Annotated in this window: 12 protein-coding genes and 1 pseudogene; 6 read left to right on the forward strand and 7 right to left on the reverse strand. The window is 66.4% G+C overall.

What is annotated here, in order from left to right; genetic code table 11:
- Window positions 1-2 precede the first annotated feature (2 nt).
- From AB2M62_RS05820 to AB2M62_RS05845, 6 genes and pseudogenes are all read left to right on the forward strand, one after another.
- A complete protein-coding gene (locus AB2M62_RS05820; RefSeq protein WP_404339823.1) occupies window positions 3-1373 on the forward strand; it encodes a coniferyl aldehyde dehydrogenase in 1371 nt (456 codons plus the stop codon).
- Window positions 1374-1559: 186 nt separating this feature from the next.
- Entirely contained in the window at window positions 1560-2024 is a 465-nt protein-coding gene (locus AB2M62_RS05825) for a MarR family winged helix-turn-helix transcriptional regulator (RefSeq protein WP_404338417.1), read from the forward strand.
- Window positions 2025-2127: 103 nt separating this feature from the next.
- Entirely contained in the window at window positions 2128-4269 is a 2142-nt protein-coding gene (locus AB2M62_RS05830; protein WP_404338418.1) for an autotransporter assembly complex family protein, read from the forward strand.
- 3128 nt (window positions 4270-7397) lie between these two features.
- Window positions 7398-7898 (forward strand): annotated as a pseudogene (locus tag AB2M62_RS05835) (translocation/assembly module TamB domain-containing protein); the annotation flags it as partial.
- Window positions 7899-8004: 106 nt separating this feature from the next.
- The gene (locus AB2M62_RS05840) at window positions 8005-8490 is read left to right on the forward strand and encodes a translocation/assembly module TamB domain-containing protein (protein ID WP_404339825.1); all 486 of its coding nucleotides are present in this window, start codon (window positions 8005-8007) and stop codon (window positions 8488-8490) included.
- A gap of 78 nt (window positions 8491-8568) precedes the next feature.
- Window positions 8569-10029 (forward strand): flavin-containing monooxygenase, encoded by a 1461-nt coding sequence (locus tag AB2M62_RS05845; protein WP_404338419.1) that lies wholly within the window; start codon window positions 8569-8571, stop codon window positions 10027-10029.
- Here the strand turns inward: AB2M62_RS05845 and AB2M62_RS05850 are convergent.
- Genes AB2M62_RS05850 through AB2M62_RS05880 form a run of 7 tightly spaced genes read right to left on the reverse strand, consistent with a single transcriptional unit; the run spans window position 10026 to window position 15295 of the window.
- Window positions 10026-11243 carry a flavin monoamine oxidase family protein gene (locus AB2M62_RS05850; protein WP_404338420.1) on the reverse strand — a complete coding sequence of 406 codons (1218 nt, stop codon included), beginning with the start codon at window positions 11241-11243 and terminating at the stop codon, window positions 10026-10028. The two genes, AB2M62_RS05845 and AB2M62_RS05850, sit on opposite strands and share 4 nt — an antisense overlap.
- A 28-nt stretch (window positions 11244-11271) precedes the next feature.
- Window positions 11272-11724, reverse strand: coding sequence for a MaoC family dehydratase (locus AB2M62_RS05855; RefSeq protein ID WP_404338421.1), 453 nt, complete (start codon window positions 11722-11724; stop codon window positions 11272-11274).
- Window positions 11724-12188: a GNAT family N-acetyltransferase gene (locus tag AB2M62_RS05860; protein WP_404338422.1), complete on the reverse strand. Its 465-nt coding sequence runs from the start codon at window positions 12186-12188 to the stop codon at window positions 11724-11726. Before AB2M62_RS05860 ends, AB2M62_RS05855 begins: the two co-directional genes overlap by 1 nt.
- Entirely contained in the window at window positions 12185-14104 is a 1920-nt protein-coding gene (locus AB2M62_RS05865; RefSeq protein ID WP_404338423.1) for an acetyl/propionyl/methylcrotonyl-CoA carboxylase subunit alpha, read from the reverse strand. The genes AB2M62_RS05860 and AB2M62_RS05865 overlap by 4 nt, the downstream gene beginning before the upstream one ends.
- A complete protein-coding gene (locus AB2M62_RS05870) occupies window positions 14101-14502 on the reverse strand; it encodes a hypothetical protein (RefSeq protein WP_404338424.1) in 402 nt (133 codons plus the stop codon). The genes AB2M62_RS05865 and AB2M62_RS05870 overlap by 4 nt, the downstream gene beginning before the upstream one ends.
- Entirely contained in the window at window positions 14499-14822 is a 324-nt protein-coding gene (locus AB2M62_RS05875; protein WP_404338425.1) for a DUF3088 family protein, read from the reverse strand. The genes AB2M62_RS05870 and AB2M62_RS05875 overlap by 4 nt, the downstream gene beginning before the upstream one ends.
- On the reverse strand, window positions 14819-15295 hold the full coding sequence (locus AB2M62_RS05880; protein ID WP_404338426.1) for a hypothetical protein: 477 nt from the start codon (window positions 15293-15295) through the stop codon (window positions 14819-14821). Before AB2M62_RS05880 ends, AB2M62_RS05875 begins: the two co-directional genes overlap by 4 nt.
- Window positions 15296-15298: the final 3 nt, after the last annotated feature.

The raw sequence follows: 15298 nt of genomic DNA on the forward strand, positions 1-15298 counted from the left end.
TCATGGCCGAATTGCCGGTGTCGCTCGAGGTGCGACGCGATCGGCTGCGCCGCGCGATTGCGATGATCGCCGAGAATGACTCGCGCTTCTGCGACGCGCTCAGTGCCGATTTCGGCCATCGCAGCCGCGAGCAATCGATGTTGACCGACATCGCCGCTTCGGTGGCGCCGCTCCGCCACGCGCTCAAGCATCTCAAGCGCTGGTCGAAACCGGAGCGCAAGCCGACGATGTTTCCCCTGGGGCTGCTCGGCGGGCGGGCGTGGATCGAATATCAGCCCAAGGGCGTGGTCGGGGTGATCGCGCCGTGGAATTTTCCGGTCAATCTGGTGATGAGCCCGCTTGCCGGCATCCTGGCGGCGGGCAATCGCGCGATGGTCAAGACCAGCGAGTTCACCCCCGCAGTCGCAGCGCTGTTCGAGGAACTGGCCCCGCGCCATTTCGCGCCGGAGGAGCTCGCCTTTGTCAGCGGCGGGCCAGAGGTGAGCAAGGCCTTTGCCGCGCTTCCCTTCGACCATCTGCTGTTCACCGGCGCGACGGGAATTGGCCGCCACATCCTCCATGCCGCGGCCGACAATCTCACCCCGGTGACGCTCGAGCTCGGCGGCAAGTCTCCGGTGCTGCTCGGGCGGTCCGCCGATGTCGCGCAGGCGACCGAGCGCGTGGTGATGGGCAAGATGCTCAACGCCGGGCAGATCTGCCTCGCGCCGGACTATCTGCTGGTCCCCGAGGAAAAGGAGGCAGCGGTGCTCGATGGGCTCGTTGCGGCGGCTTCGCGGATGTACCCGAGCGTGCTCGCCAATCCGGATTACACCTCCGTGATCAACGATCGCCACCACCAGCGGCTCGCCGAATGGGTGGACGACGCGAGTCGCAAGGGCGCCGAGGTGGTCGTGGTCAATCCGGCGAACGAGGATTTCGCCACGTCGAACAGCCGGAAAATGCCGCTCCATATCCTGCGCGGCGTCACAGACGACATGAAGGTGATGCAGGAAGAGATTTTCGGGCCGGTGCTGCCGGTGGGGCGCTATGCGTCGATCGACGACGCGATCGCCGAAGTGAACCGGCGGGACCGGCCGCTCGCGCTCTACTATTTCGGCAGCGATGCCGGCGAGCGCCGCCGCGTGCTCGACCGCACCATCTCGGGCGGCGTCACGCTGAATGACGTGATCTTCCATGTCAGCCAGGAGGGGTTGCCGTTTGGCGGCATCGGCCCCTCGGGAATGGGCGCCTATCATGGTGAGTCAGGGTTCCGCACGTTCAGCCATGCCAAGAGCATCTACCGGCAGCCCGGACTGGACGTTGCCAGGTTTGCGGGTATGAAGCCGCCTTATGGCAAGGCGATCCGAGCGACGATCCGCCGCCAGATGCGGTGAGCAAAAAAAAGGCCGCCCCGAAGGACGGCCGTTTAAGTCTTAGGAGAGGATGCCTGAAAGGCCTGCTCTATTTGCGTTGCAACGAGCTATGTTGCAAGTGCGAAATGCTACCGGTAACATTGCAAAAAATGCAATCAGCCAACGTTGTCAGTTGCGTTTGGCTGACGTTGGACGTCAGGAGGGGTTATGCCTAGCTCGCTCAAACTAGACGCGTTCCTGCCCTATCGGCTGTCGATCGCCTCGAATGCGGTCTCCGATGCGGTGGCGACCGCTTACCGCACGCTGTTCGGTCTGCGCATTCCCGAATGGCGACTGATTACCGTGCTCGCCGAGGACGGGCCGATGAGCCAGCAGGCGCTGTGCGGGCGCACCCGGATGGACAAGGTCACGGTGAGCCGCGCGGCGATCGCGCTGGCCGATCGCGGGCTGATCGCGCGCGCCGCCAATCCCGGCGACCAGCGCTCGCACCTCATCGCGCTGTCGGACGCCGGCTGGACGCTCTACGAGCAGATCGCACCCAAGGCGATCGACCTGGAGAAGCGCATATTCGAGGGGTTCAGCGATCTGGAACGCACGCAGCTCCACGCGATGCTTGAACGGCTGGAAGCGGCCGCGGCGGCGCTCGATCCGGGGCCCGCGGCGCGCGCCTGAGTGGAGATATCCCCACACCGCAACGGTTTAAGGGAGCCAATTGCGCAATCGATCGTTACGCAAGCGAGTGGGCCGGGGAGAATCGTGGCTCCAAAGGAGGCGCGTGCGTAAAGGGGTTAAGGCGGTTTGGCTTGCCGCGCTGGCTGGGACGGCGTTCCTGCCCGGGATTGCGCATGCCCAGATTTCTGACCCCAAGCCGGGGCAGGGGGCGCCGCCGCCTGCCACGCCGCCAGCACCCGATACCAGCGTGCCGCAAGACGAAGTTATCGTCCCCGATGCCGAATTCGAAGCCTCGCTTCCCAAGCTGAGCGACGACATCAACGCCCCGCTGGAGCCGGTGAAAGGATTGGAGGGCAAGCCCGCGCCGACGCCGGGTACGGTGACCCAGCAGGTCGAGGAAAGCTTTGCCGCGCCGGCGCCCGAGGCTGCGGAACTTGCTCAGCCGCTCGCGCCGCTTGCCGATTTCAAGGTCGAGCCGGTCAAGATCGAAGGCATAGAGAACGAAAAGAAGAGTCAGATACACTATACCACCGTCGTCGAAGGACTCGAAAAGGTCGGTCTCAACGACCGCTTCGACTCGCTTTCGGCACTCGAGGACGGCGACGGCAAAGCGGCCAATGCTGCGATGGTCAGCGCCCGCGCCCGCGAGGACGAGGCGTTGGCGATACGGCTGATGAACTCAATCGGCTATTATGACGGCACTGCCGTTTCCTCGGTCGAGCAAACCCCCAAAAATTCGGGCAACGTCAAGGTCACCGTAACGGCGACCCCGGGCGCGCTTTATCGGCTGGGCACGATTGCCGTCGCAACCGGTCCCACCGTCCCGGTCGGGCTGATCGACCGGGAACTCAACCTCAATCCCGGCGACCCGATCCAGGCCGATCGCATACAGGGTGCCGAGGCCAACGTCGCGCTGCGGCTTCCGCAACAGGGCTATCCCTTCGCCAAGGTCGGCGACCGCGACATCCTGCTCGACGAGCAGACCCATCTTGGCGACTATACGCTGCCCGTCGAGACGGGGCCGCGATCGAGCTTCGGCGAGATCGTCACCGAAGGGCGCCGCCCGGTGTTCGACGTCGAGCACATCAATCTCCTGCGCCGCTACAAGCCTGGCCAGATCTACGATGCGCGCGCCGTGGACGATCTGCGTGCGGCGCTGATTGCGACAAGCCTGTTTTCGACCGTCTCGGTCGAACCCGAGCGCACCGATCAGGTCGCGGAAGATGGCACCCAGGTGGTCAATCTGCGCGTCCGCCAGAATCGCGGGCGCCCGCGCACGCTGGCGGGGGAAATTGGCTACAGCACCGGCCAGGGGCTGCGTGCCGAGGGAAGCTGGACGCACCGCAACCTGTTTCCTTATGAAGGTGCGCTGATCGGCAGCGCGGTGCTGGGTACGCAGGAACAGGGGCTGTCCGCCACCTTCCGCCGCTCGAATGCCGGCCAGCGCGACCGCACCTTCCAGGCGACGGCTTCGGTCAACCACAGCGACTATGACGCTTATGAATCGTACACCGGCACGCTCGCGGTGCGCTGGTCGCGCAATTCGACGCCGATCTGGCAGAAGCACTGGACCTATTTCTACGGCGCCGAGCTCGTCGGTTCGAACGAAGATCGCTACAACTACAACATCGGCGGTCGCGATCGCGGCACTTGGTTGATCGCCGCGTTGCCGACCTTTGTCGGCTATGACACGTCGGACAATCTGCTGAATCCGACGCGGGGCTTCCGGCTCAAGGCCAATGTAAGCCCCGAGACCTCGGTGCGCGGATCGGCGCGACCCTATGCGCGGCTGATGCTCGAGGGCACCTACTACAAGCCTGTGACGAGCAACATCGTCATCGCCGCGCGCGCGCGCGCCGGATCGATCCCCGGCATCGCCCGCGACGATCTGCCCCCTTCGCGGCGCTATTATGCAGGCGGCGGCGGATCGGTGCGTGGCTTCGGCTATCAGGAGCTCGGCCCGCGCTCGCCCGACGGCAAGCCGGTGGGCGGCCGCGCGCTCAACGAATTCGCGCTCGAGGCGCGCTATCGCTTCGGCAATTACGGCATCGTGCCCTTCGTCGACGCCGGCCAGGTCTATGAAGGAATCTACCCCACCGCGCAGAATATGCGCTTCGGCGCAGGGATCGGCGGGCGGCTCTACACCAATTTCGGGCCGCTGCGGATCGACGTCGCGACGCCGATCAAGCGCAAGCCGGGCGAGTCCAAGATCGCGCTCTACATCTCGATCGGGCAAGCTTTCTGATGGCCAGCGAACCGCCCATCGAGGACGCGCCCGCCGAGACGGTGGTCGTCGCGCGCGCGCCGTTGTGGCAGCGCGTGCTCAAATGGGTCGGCATCGGCCTGGTGTCGCTCGCCGCGCTCGCCGCCGCGGCGATCCTGGGCGTCAACACCCAGCCGGGCCGCGATTTCGTCGCGCACCAGCTCGCCAAATTCTCACTCGCCTCGGGATTGAACTTCCGCATCGGCAAGATCGAGGGCTCGCTGTACGGCGCGATGGTGCTGCGCAACGTCCAGGTGCGCGACACCAAGGGCACGTTCGCCACCGCCAAAGAGATTTCAGTCGACTGGCGGCCCTTCGCCTATCTGCGCAAACAGATCGACATCCGCAGCCTGACCAGCCCGGAGGTTCGGCTGCTGCGGCTGCCGGCGCTCAAGCCCTCGACCGATCCAAGCGGGCCGCTAATCCCGGATATCAACCTCGATATCGGCCGGATCGATGTAGCGCGGATCGACATCGCCCCCGCGGTTGACGGCACGCGCCATCTCGGCGCGCTGCGCGGCACTGCGCACCTCGCCGGCGGCCGCGCGCAGATCACAGCGGACGGTGGCACGATCGCGGCGGCGGGCGTTGCCGGCGGCGACAAGGTTGCCGTCAAGCTCGACGCCGACCCTGCGCGCAACAAGCTCGATATCGATGCGCGGGTCGATGCCCCGGTCAAGGGGCTGATCACCAATCTCGCCGGGCTCGCCAAGCCGCTGTCGCTGCGCGTCGGCGGCCAGGGCAGCTGGGCGAGCTGGCGCGGCCGGGCGCAGGGCGCGCTCGGCGGCCAGCAGCTTGCCGACCTCGCCATCACCGCGACCAACGGCCGCTTCCAGGTGCGCGGCCCGACGCATCCCGGCGTCTATATGCAGGGCCCGGTCGAACGGCTCGCTTCGCCGCAGCTCGACATCGACTTCGATGGCGTCTGGCGCGATCGGACGATCGACGGGCTGCTCAAGATCAAGTCGAATGCGCTCGCGGTCGAGGGCAAGGGCCTGATCGATTTGGCGCATAATCGTTTCGGCAATCTCAAGATCGACGCGGTGCTGCGTACCCCCGGCGCGATCGCTCCCAACCTGCGCGGGCGCGACGTTCGCGCGCAGCTTGCGCTCGATGGCGCGTTCAATCGGCCGGTGGTCGATTACAAGGTCAGCGCCGCTTCGCTCAGCTTTGGCGAGATGGGCGTCGAGCGGCTCTATGCGGAGGGGCGCGCCCGGGTCGATAGTGATCGCATCCTCTTACCCGTCCGCGCCAAGGCGGCGCGCGTCACCGGGCTCAACGCCGCAATGGGCGGGCTCGTCACCAATCTCAGCGTCGCGGGCGACCTGGCGATCGCGGGCGATCAGATCCTCTCGGACAACCTTCGTCTGCGCTCGAACCGGGTCGATGCGACGGCGATCATCGCGGCCGACATGAGCGCTGGGCGCTACACGGGTGCGCTCAAGGGCCGGATCAACGATTATGCAGTCAACGGCATCGGCGTGGTCAATCTGAAGACCGATGCGCAGCTCTATGCCCCCAAGGGGGGCGGCTGGGGCATTCGCGGGACCGTCGCAGCCGAGAGCCAGAAGATCACCAACGAAGGCCTGCGCAACTTCCTCGGCGGGAAGACCGTCGCCTCGGCGCGCGTCGGGCTCGATACCAAGGGCATCATCGCGTTCAGCGACGTGCGGCTGCGCGCGCCCAAGTTCCGCGTGCTGCGCGGATCGGGGCGCTACGATCCGGCCGGGGCAATCCTGCTCGATGCCGATGCCGTGTCGACTCAATATGGCCCGATCACTGCGCGCGTGACCGGCACGCTCAACGCCCCGCAGGTGCTGTTGCGCGCGGCCAAGCCGGGGCTGGGCGTCGGGCTGGTCGATCTCGAGGCGCGCATCCGCGGGCGCGGCAACGCCTATGCGGTGACTGCCACCGGCGACACCAATTACGGGCCGTTTAACGCCGATGTACTGGTGCGCACCGGCAATATGCTCGCGGTGGATATCGAACGGGCGCGCTTTGCGGGCATGGATATCGCCGGCAAGCTAGAACAGACTCGCGCCGGGCCGTTTGCCGGGCAATTGACCTTCCAGGGATCGGGCGTGAACGGTCGCGCCGATCTGAGCGCGCAGGGCGACCTCCAGCGCGCCGATGTCAACGCCAGTGCGCTCAATGCGCAAATCCCCGGACAGGCCGGGCTGACCATCGGCCGAGCGCTGGTAAAGGCCAGCGTGGTGCTGGCCGATACGCCGCAAATCGTCGCCGACGCGCAGGTGGCGAGTTTCCGCAACGGCAATTTCGTGCTCAAGGCCGCGCGGGCCAAGATCGATTATCAGGGCGGCAACGGCACTGCGCAGCTCTTTGCCAATGGATCGAGCGGCGTGCCTTTCCAGATCGCCGCCAACGCCAAGCTTGCGCCCGAGCAATGGCTGGTGGCGTTGCAGGGGCAGGGCAGCGGTATTCCGTTCCATACCGCGCAGCCGGCGCGCGTGTCGATCAAGGGCGGCAGCTATCGCTTATTGCCGACGCAGATCGATTTCGACCAGGGCAGCCTGCGACTCGCCGGCAGCTATGGCGACGGCATGGCGCTCCAGGCACGGCTCGACAAGCTCGACTTGGCAATCGTCAACGCCTTCGTTCCCGGTATCGGGGTCGGCGGCTCGGCTACCGGCAGCGTCGACTTTGCCCAGCCTAATCCCGCGGCTTTCCCCAGCGCGGATGTGCGGATCAATGTCGACGATTTCACGCGGTCGAGCCTCGCCACGGTGTCGGCGCCGGTCGACGTCACCTTTGTCGGCAAGCTGCTGCCCGATGGCGGCGACCTTCGTGCGATGATCAAGCGTGGCACCACCACCGTGGGCCGTATCGTCGCGACGATGCGTCCGCTCGGGCCGCGTGCGGGAAGCTGGATGGAGCGACTGATGGGCGCGCCGCTCGCCGGCGGCATCCGCTACAATGGTCCTGCCGAAGTGCCGTTCTCGCTCGCCGGGCTCAGCGACCAGCATCTCTCGGGGCCGATCGGTATCGCCGCCGATTTCTCGGGGACGATGACCAATCCGGACTTCACCGGCGTGGTCCGCGCGACCAACCTGACCTATGGCCACGAGACCTTCGGCACGCAATTGACCAACATGCGGATCGACGGCCATTTCTCCGACGACGAGCTCGTCCTCGACCAGCTTAGCGCGAAGGCGGGCGACGGCACGATCAGCGCGCAGGGGCGGCTCGGCCTGTCGGCCGCGAATGGCTATCCAATGACGCTGGAGGCGAAGCTTAACAATGCCCGGCTGGCGCGGAGCGAAGCGCTCGGCGCGTCGGCCACGGGCGCGATCTCGGTGGTCAAGAACGATCAGGAGTTGAAGATCACCGGACGTCTCACCATCCCCGAGGCGCATTACGAAATCATCCGCCAGGGCGCCGCGGAAGTGCCCGAACTTACCGGCATCCGTCGCAAGAGCCAGCTTGCCGCGAACGACAACAAGCCTGCGCCTAAGCGAGTGAGCAACAACGTCTTTGACCTCGATATCCGCGTGAATGCCGACAACCGGCTGTTCGTATCGGGCATGGGACTGGAATCCGAATGGAGCGCGCGCGTCACTGTGGGCGGCACCAGCGCGGCGCCGGTGATCCGCGGCCAGATGGAGATCGTGCGCGGCACCTACAGCTTCGCCAGCCGCCGGTTCGAAGTGACTTCGCGGCAATATCCGCTTCCAGGGCGCGCAACTCACCAACCCGACGATCGACCTCGAGGCGACGACCACAGCCGAGGGCGTGACGGCGATCCTCGACGTCTCGGGCACCGCGCAGCGGCCGCAGATCGCTTTCAGTTCGAACCCGTCGCTGCCGCAGGAGGAAGTGCTGTCGCGCATCTTCTTCGGCACCAACGTCACCAACCTCTCCGCGACCGAGGCGATCCAGCTGGCCGCGGCGATCAATTCGCTGAGCGGTTCGGGCGGCGGGCTCAATCCGCTCGGCCAGCTCAAATCGGCCACCGGCATCGATCGGCTGCGGATCCTCGGCGCCGACGACACCACCGGCCGCGGCACCTCGCTGGCCGCCGGAAAATACATCACCAACGACATCTATATCGAGATCATCACCGACGCCCGCGGGTTCACCGCGACCCAGCTCGAAATCTCGCTGACTCGCGCGCTCAGCCTGCTCTCGCAGACCGGGTCGTTCGGGGGGTCGAGTGTGAGCCTGCGCTACTCGCGCGACTATTGAAGCCTCTCTGCGCCTAGGCCAGGATGGGCCTGGCTCCGCTACTTACATTGCTGTAAACACGGTGGTGCGGAGAGGATAATGACAGAGCATTTCGACGTCGTCGTCGTGGGCGCCGGTATCTCGGGGATCGGCGCGGCCTATCACCTGCAGGCGAACAGCCCCGATCGCAGCTATGTGATCCTCGAAGGCCGCGCCCGGCTGGGCGGGACCTGGGACCTTTTCCGCTATCCCGGCATCCGATCGGACTCGGACATGTATACGCTGGGTTTCGGCTTCCGGCCGTGGACGGATGCCAAGGCGATCGCGGATGGCGGCGCGATCCTCGATTATCTGGTGAGCACCGCGAAGCATTACGGCATCGATCGGAACATCCGCACCGGGCACCGAGTCAAGCGCGCCGACTGGTCCAGCGCTGAGGCGCTGTGGAACGTCGTGGCCGAGCATGACGGGGCGGAGCTGCGCTTCACCTGCAGCTTCCTGTATCTCGGCACTGGCTATTATGACTATGCGAAGGGCTATTCGCCGGACTTTGCCGGCGCCGAGACGTTTACCGGCCGGATCGTCCACCCGCAATTATGGGCCGATGATATCGACTATGCCGGGAAGCGCGTCGTGGTGATCGGCAGCGGCGCGACGGCGGTGACGCTGGTCCCCGAACTCGCCAAGCAGGCGGCGCACGTCACGATGCTTCAGCGCTCGCCCAGCTACATCGTGGCGCGCCCTTCCGCGGACGTCGTTGCCAATGCCCTGCGCCGGGTGCTTCCGGCGAGGGCGGCCTATGCGGTGACGCGGTGGAAGAACGTGCTGCTCCAGCAATATTTTTTCCGGCTGATGCGCAGGCATCCCGCAAAGGCCAAGGAACGGCTGATCGACATGGTCCGCGCCGAGCTTGGACGGGACTATGACGTCGCGACCCACTTCACACCGCGGTACAATCCTTGGGACCAGCGACTGTGCCTGGTGCCCGACGCCGACCTGTTCGCCGCGATCCGCAACGGGAGCGCCGAGGTGGTCACCGACACGATCGACCGCTTTACGCAGACGGGCATTCGCCTAGCCTCGGGTCGCGAGATCGAGGCTGACCTGGTGGTGACCGCCACTGGGCTGGTGATTAAGCTGATGGGCGATATTGAAGTCGCGGTCGATGGGGTGCGCTTCGATCCGGCGCAGCACCTGATGTACAAGGGCATGATGCTGTCGGACGTGCCCAATTTCGCGATTGCTTTCGGCTACACCAACGCCTCCTGGACGCTGAAGGCCGACCTTACCGCCAACTATGTCACGCGGCTGCTCAACGCGATGCGCAAGCGCGGTATGCGCCAGGTGACGCCGCGGCTGGCACGCCCGGTGGAGGAGGCCCCTTTTCTCGAATTCACTTCGGGCTATGTCCAGCGCGCCGCCGACCGGCTCCCCAAACAGGCGACCCGCAAGCCGTGGCGCGTCCATCAGAGCTACGCGCGTGACCTGATGGCGCTGAAATATGGCGGGATCGACGAGGAAATGGAATTCTCCAATCCCGTGCGTGATCGTGTAGCCTAGCGCGCCGCGAGAAGCGCCCGGGCCGCGGCGACGCCGGTTTCGTAAGCGCCGTGGGCAGTGGAGAAATTGCCCGGCGAACAGGCCTCGCCGGCAAAGCGAATGCGTTCGTCGATCGGCGTGGCGAGCGTCTTGCGGGCATCGGCTTCGCCCGGCAACGCATGGCTGTACGCACCCAGGACATGCTGATCGCGACCCCAGCCCGAACCGGCGACCAGTCGCAGCCGCTTGCGCCAATCATTGCCTATCAGCGTGCACAGTTCGCCGATTGCGAACGCTGCAGCGCCGTCCAGCCCTTCGTCCCGTAGTGCAGCAGCACCATCGCCGCCGACCATCGCCTCGATCACCGGGCGGCCGAACGGGCGCAGCGTGTAAGTGGCCGTGGTGGCGGAGCGCGGATTGCCGATCAGATGGGCGTTGGCGGGGACTTGCTCCGCTCCGTCAAGCGCGAGGAAGAACTTGTCGGCCAAGCCGAGCGGCAGGCTGACCGCGGCGTGGAGCGTTGCGTCCAACGCGGGATCGAAGCGGATTGCGCCGCTGGCCAGCACATTGGTCGAGACGGTGACGATCGCGCGTGCGGCGTGGAGCGTTCCGCGCGGCGTCTCGATCCGCAGCTCTCTGCCGCTGCCGTCGATCGCGCTGACTGGGGTTGCAAGCGCAGTCCGCAATTGCGCGGCGTGCGAGGCTATGAGCGCGCCATAGCCGCTTTCGACTCGCCAATCGGTCTGGACCGCGGCGTCTTCATAAGCGAGATAGTCGCTTGCCGAGACGCTGCGCCAACCGGCGCTGTTGATATAGCCGCTGAGTGCCTCGAGATACGGATTCCAGGGGCTCCGCGGATCGAGGGCATCGGCAGCGCAGTCGCCCTCGAGCGTTCGCAGCCGCTGGTCGAAGCGCTCGAATTCAACTCCTGCAGCCTGCTGCTCGGCCTTGGTAAAGCCGAGTTCGCGCCATTGCTCGCGCCAGCGCGGCAGGCTGCGATCGATCGCGAAGCCGCGCGCTTCGGCGATCGCGACCCACGGATTGTTCGGCGCCGAATGGAGCCAGCCGGCACCGAGATCGAGCGGCATGCCGGCATGGTGGACGGTGTGGGCGCGGCCGCCGAGCCGATCCTTGGCTTCGAGCAACACTGCGTCCACGCCCGCATCGGCCAGGGTCCTCAGCGCCGCCACGCCCGCCGCGCCCCCACCAATTACCGCGACTTCGATCTCGTCCATGCCATCTCCTCGGCGGCCCTAACGCGCCTCAGCCTGCGCGGCTCCGCAGCAAGGCCGAGCGGAAGCATTCGCAGACCAGCTCGCCGCGCTGGTTATGCATCTGATGCCGCCAGGTGACGATCCCCTGGCCGGGGCGCGACTTGCTCGGCCGCATCTCGCTCACCTCGGACGAAGCGCGCAGCGTGTCGCCGAGGAACACGGGTTTCGGCATCACCAGCTTGTCATACCCCAGATTGGCGACGAGCGTGCCCGCCGTCGTGTCGCCCACGGTGATCCCGACCATCAGGCTGAAGGTGAAGGTGCCGTTGACGAGGATTTGGCCGAACTCGCTGGCCCGCGCCGCCTCGGCATCGATATGCAGCGGCTGGGTGTTGTGAGTGAGGGCGGAGAAGAGCAGGTTGTCCGTCTCCGTCACGGTGCGGCGCAGATCATGCTCGATCCGATCGCCAACCTGCCATTCGTCGTAGAAGCGGCCCGCCATCAATTCGGCTCCCGAAGCTTGAGCTTGAACCCGGTATGGCTCTTCGCCCAGCCGAGCCGCTCGTAGAAACGGTGCGCGTCAATGCGCGGGTTGGACGAAGTGAGCTGGACGAGGAAGCAATCGCGCTCGCGGCAGCGCTCGACCGCCCAGGCGATCAGCTGCTCGCCATAGCGGCGGCCGCGCACATCGCTGGCGATGCGCACCGCCTCGATCTGCCCGCGCCAGGCGCCGCGGAACGACAGGCCGGGAAGGAAGCTGAGCTGGAGCGTCCCTACCACGCGGCCATCGACTTCGGCGGCGACGAGCAACTGGTTCGGGTCGGCGGCGATCGCCGCGAAGGCGGCGCGGTAGCGCGGATCGGCAGGGTTGGTTTCGCGATCGGCGGGGATGGTGTCCTCGGCGAGCATCGCGAGGATTGCGGGGAGGTCGTCGGGGATGGCTTCGCGAATCAGCAGGTCGCTCATTCGGATTTCTCGATACGGACGAGCAGCGTGCCCTCGGTGACTTGCGCGCCGGGTTCGGCGTTGAGCTGGGCAACGATGCCGTCGAACGGGGCGGTAAGGCCGTGCTCCATCTTCATCGCTTCGAGGGTGACGAGGCGCTGGCCCTTGGTAACCGCGTTGCCGGCGGCGATTTCCACCGCCGTGACGCGGCCCGGCATAGGCGCGAGGATCGCGCCGTCGCCGGCGGTGCCCGCCCGCGAGACATCGGCAAACCGCGTGAAGGTGAACGCTGCGCCGCCCTCGAAATACGTCGCTTCGCGCTGGTTGTGCGACACGCCGGTGCTGACCTCGAAAGTGGCGGCGCTGTCGTAGAGCGTCAGGTCGTAGCTGAAGGCGGGCATCGGCTTGCCGTCTAGGTAGAGCGATACGCGCGTCTCGGGCGGGCGATTGAGACGGAAGCCGGTGAGGCCGCGCTTGAAGTCGAGTGTGCGATGCTCCCATTGGGCGCGCTCGTCCCAATTGTCGAAGATCAGGTGCTCTGCCGTTTCCTGAAGAAGCAGCGGGCTGGGCTCGGGCGCTGTGGTGAGATCGTCGGCGAACGCGCCGATGAAACCGGTGGAGACATCGCCAGAGGCGAACACTGGATGTTCGGCGAGCCGCCGGAGAAACCACGCATTGGTTCGGACGGGTGCGCAGCACGTAGCCCCGCACGCTTCCACCAATGCCGTCCGGGCGTCGTCCCGGTTCGCGCCATGCACAACGAGTTTTGCAATCATGGGATCGTAGAAGGGGGAGATCGCGTCACCTTCCTCGACACCGGTCTCGATGCGCGCATCGTGCGGGAAATAGAGATAGTCGAGCGTGCCGGTGCTCGGCAAAAACCCCTTGGCCGGATCCTCGGCATAGAGGCGGGCCTCCATTGCCCAGCCGTCGATCGCCAGCTCGTCCTGGCTTCTGGGCAGAGGCTCGCCGCTCGCGACGCGCAATTGCCACTCTACCAGATCCTGTCCGGTGATCTCCTCAGTCACCGGATGCTCGACCTGCAGGCGGGTGTTCATTTCCATGAACCAGATGCGGTCGGCGCGCAGGCCCTCGCTGGCATCGGCGATGAACTCGATCGTGCCGGCGCCGACATAGTCGACTGCCTTGGCGGCGCGCACTGCGGCGGCGCAGATCGCCTCGCGGGTCGCGTCGTCCATGCCGGGGGCGGGGGCTTCCTCGATGACCTTTTGGTGGCGGCGCTGGAGCGAGCAGTCGCGCTCGAACAGATGGACGACTTGGCCGTGGGTGTCGCCGAACACCTGCACTTCGATATGGCGCGGCGAGAGGATGTATTTCTCGATCAGCACGCGATCGTCGCCGAACGACGAGGCTGCCTCGCGCTGGCACGAGGCGAGCGCATCCTGGAAGTCGGCCGCCGCATCGACGCGGCGCATGCCCTTGCCGCCGCCGCCCGCGACGGCCTTGATCAGCACCGGATAGCCGATCGCGTCGGCCTCGGCCTGCAGCCGCGCGGGCGACTGGTCCTCGCCGAGATAGCCCGGGGTGACCGGCACGCCGGCGGCGATCATCCGCGCCTTGGCGGCATCCTTGAGGCCCATCGCGCGGATGCTGTAGGGGCGGGGGCCGACCCAGATCAGCCCGGCGTCGAGCACGGCCTGGGCGAAGTCGGCATTTTCGGAGAGGAAGCCGTAGCCCGGGTGGATCGCCTCGGCGCCGGTTTGCTTGGCCGCCGCAATGATCTTGTCGCCGACCAGATAGCTCTCGCGCGCCGGCGACGGGCCGATATGCACCGCTTCGTCGGCCTGGCGGACGTGCAGGGCGTGCGCGTCGGCATCGGAGAAGACCGCGACGGTGCGGATGCCCATCGCCCGTGCGGTGCGGATGATCCGGCAGGCGATCTCGCCGCGATTGGCGATGAGCAGGGACTGGATCATTCGGAGAGTCCAAGTTTGGAGTTCATCGTCCTCCATCGGACGAAGTCGGGAAATTGCTTGCCCGCGCGGAACGCCAGGAACAGTTCGGCGGCCTGCTTGAGGAGCAGCCATTCGTCGGCCTGCAGGGCGATCTCGCCCGCGCCGGAGCGGATTTTGGCGCCATCTTTGTAGGGACTGCGCACGGCCTTGGCGGTGGCACCATAATGGACGAGCGGATTGGCCTGGCGCCATTCTACCATGCACCAGGGCCTGCCACCGGCGACCTGAATGTAATTGCCGTGCGCGTCGTTGAGCGAGGCGAAAGTCGGCCGGGGCATGGCGAGCGAGAGAACCAGGTTGCGAACCTGATCCTCGCTCGGTTCTGCAATCGGTGCCATGCCCTCGGCTTCCAGCTTCATGGGTGGCGCTCAGGGAAGCCGTGGCGCGTGGCGAGGGCGGCAAGCAAGGCCTCGATCTCGTTGGCGAAGCCGGTGCCGCCTTCTTCCTTGGTCCAGACGAGTGCCGGCAGGTTCTGATTCGCCTCGCCGATCGCGGCGACCACCGCGGGGCGGGGGCGCGGCCAGGCGACGCGGACGACATCGATATTCGCGGCGCGATCCGGGAAGGTGGCGAGCAGGCCTTCGATCGTCATGCAATCCTTGCAATAGAAGACGCGCTCGCCGCCCAGCGCGGGATCGGCGAAGTCATGCTCGAGCAGGAACAGCGTGTCGCGGCTCATTGGCCCGGGCACCCCGTGGTGCGGCGCGACCAGGTGACGTTGAGGACCTTCCAGCTGCCGGCCTCGCGGACCAGGTCGAAATGATTGACGCCGCAATGGGCGACCTTGCCGTCGACCAGGAAAACATAGTCGCCCCAGGCCATCGCGATATCGCCATCGATCTCGATCGCCGGCGCGGGCATGCGCTCCTCATAGCGTTCGGGGCCGGGGGTGAGCCCCGCGGCGAATTCGGCCCAACTCCGGCCGTTGATGACCGGGGTGCCGTCGGGCTTGGTACCCGTGGCGGTAGCCCGCCCCTCGACGCGCACATGCGGCAACGCCGCCTGCCCGTTGCGCGCGGCGATCGCGGCGAAGACGCCGTTGATCGGAGCGAGCACCGCGGCTTCCTCGCTGGCGGGCGGGGGCAGCGCGGTGCCCTTGACGATAGGCGCGACGGGGGTGGTCTGCAAAGCGAGGAGGAGGGGGAGGAGCATCGG

This window comes from Sphingomonas sp. MMS12-HWE2-04 (assembly GCF_044881185.1).
Taxonomy (GTDB): domain Bacteria; phylum Pseudomonadota; class Alphaproteobacteria; order Sphingomonadales; family Sphingomonadaceae; genus Sphingomonas.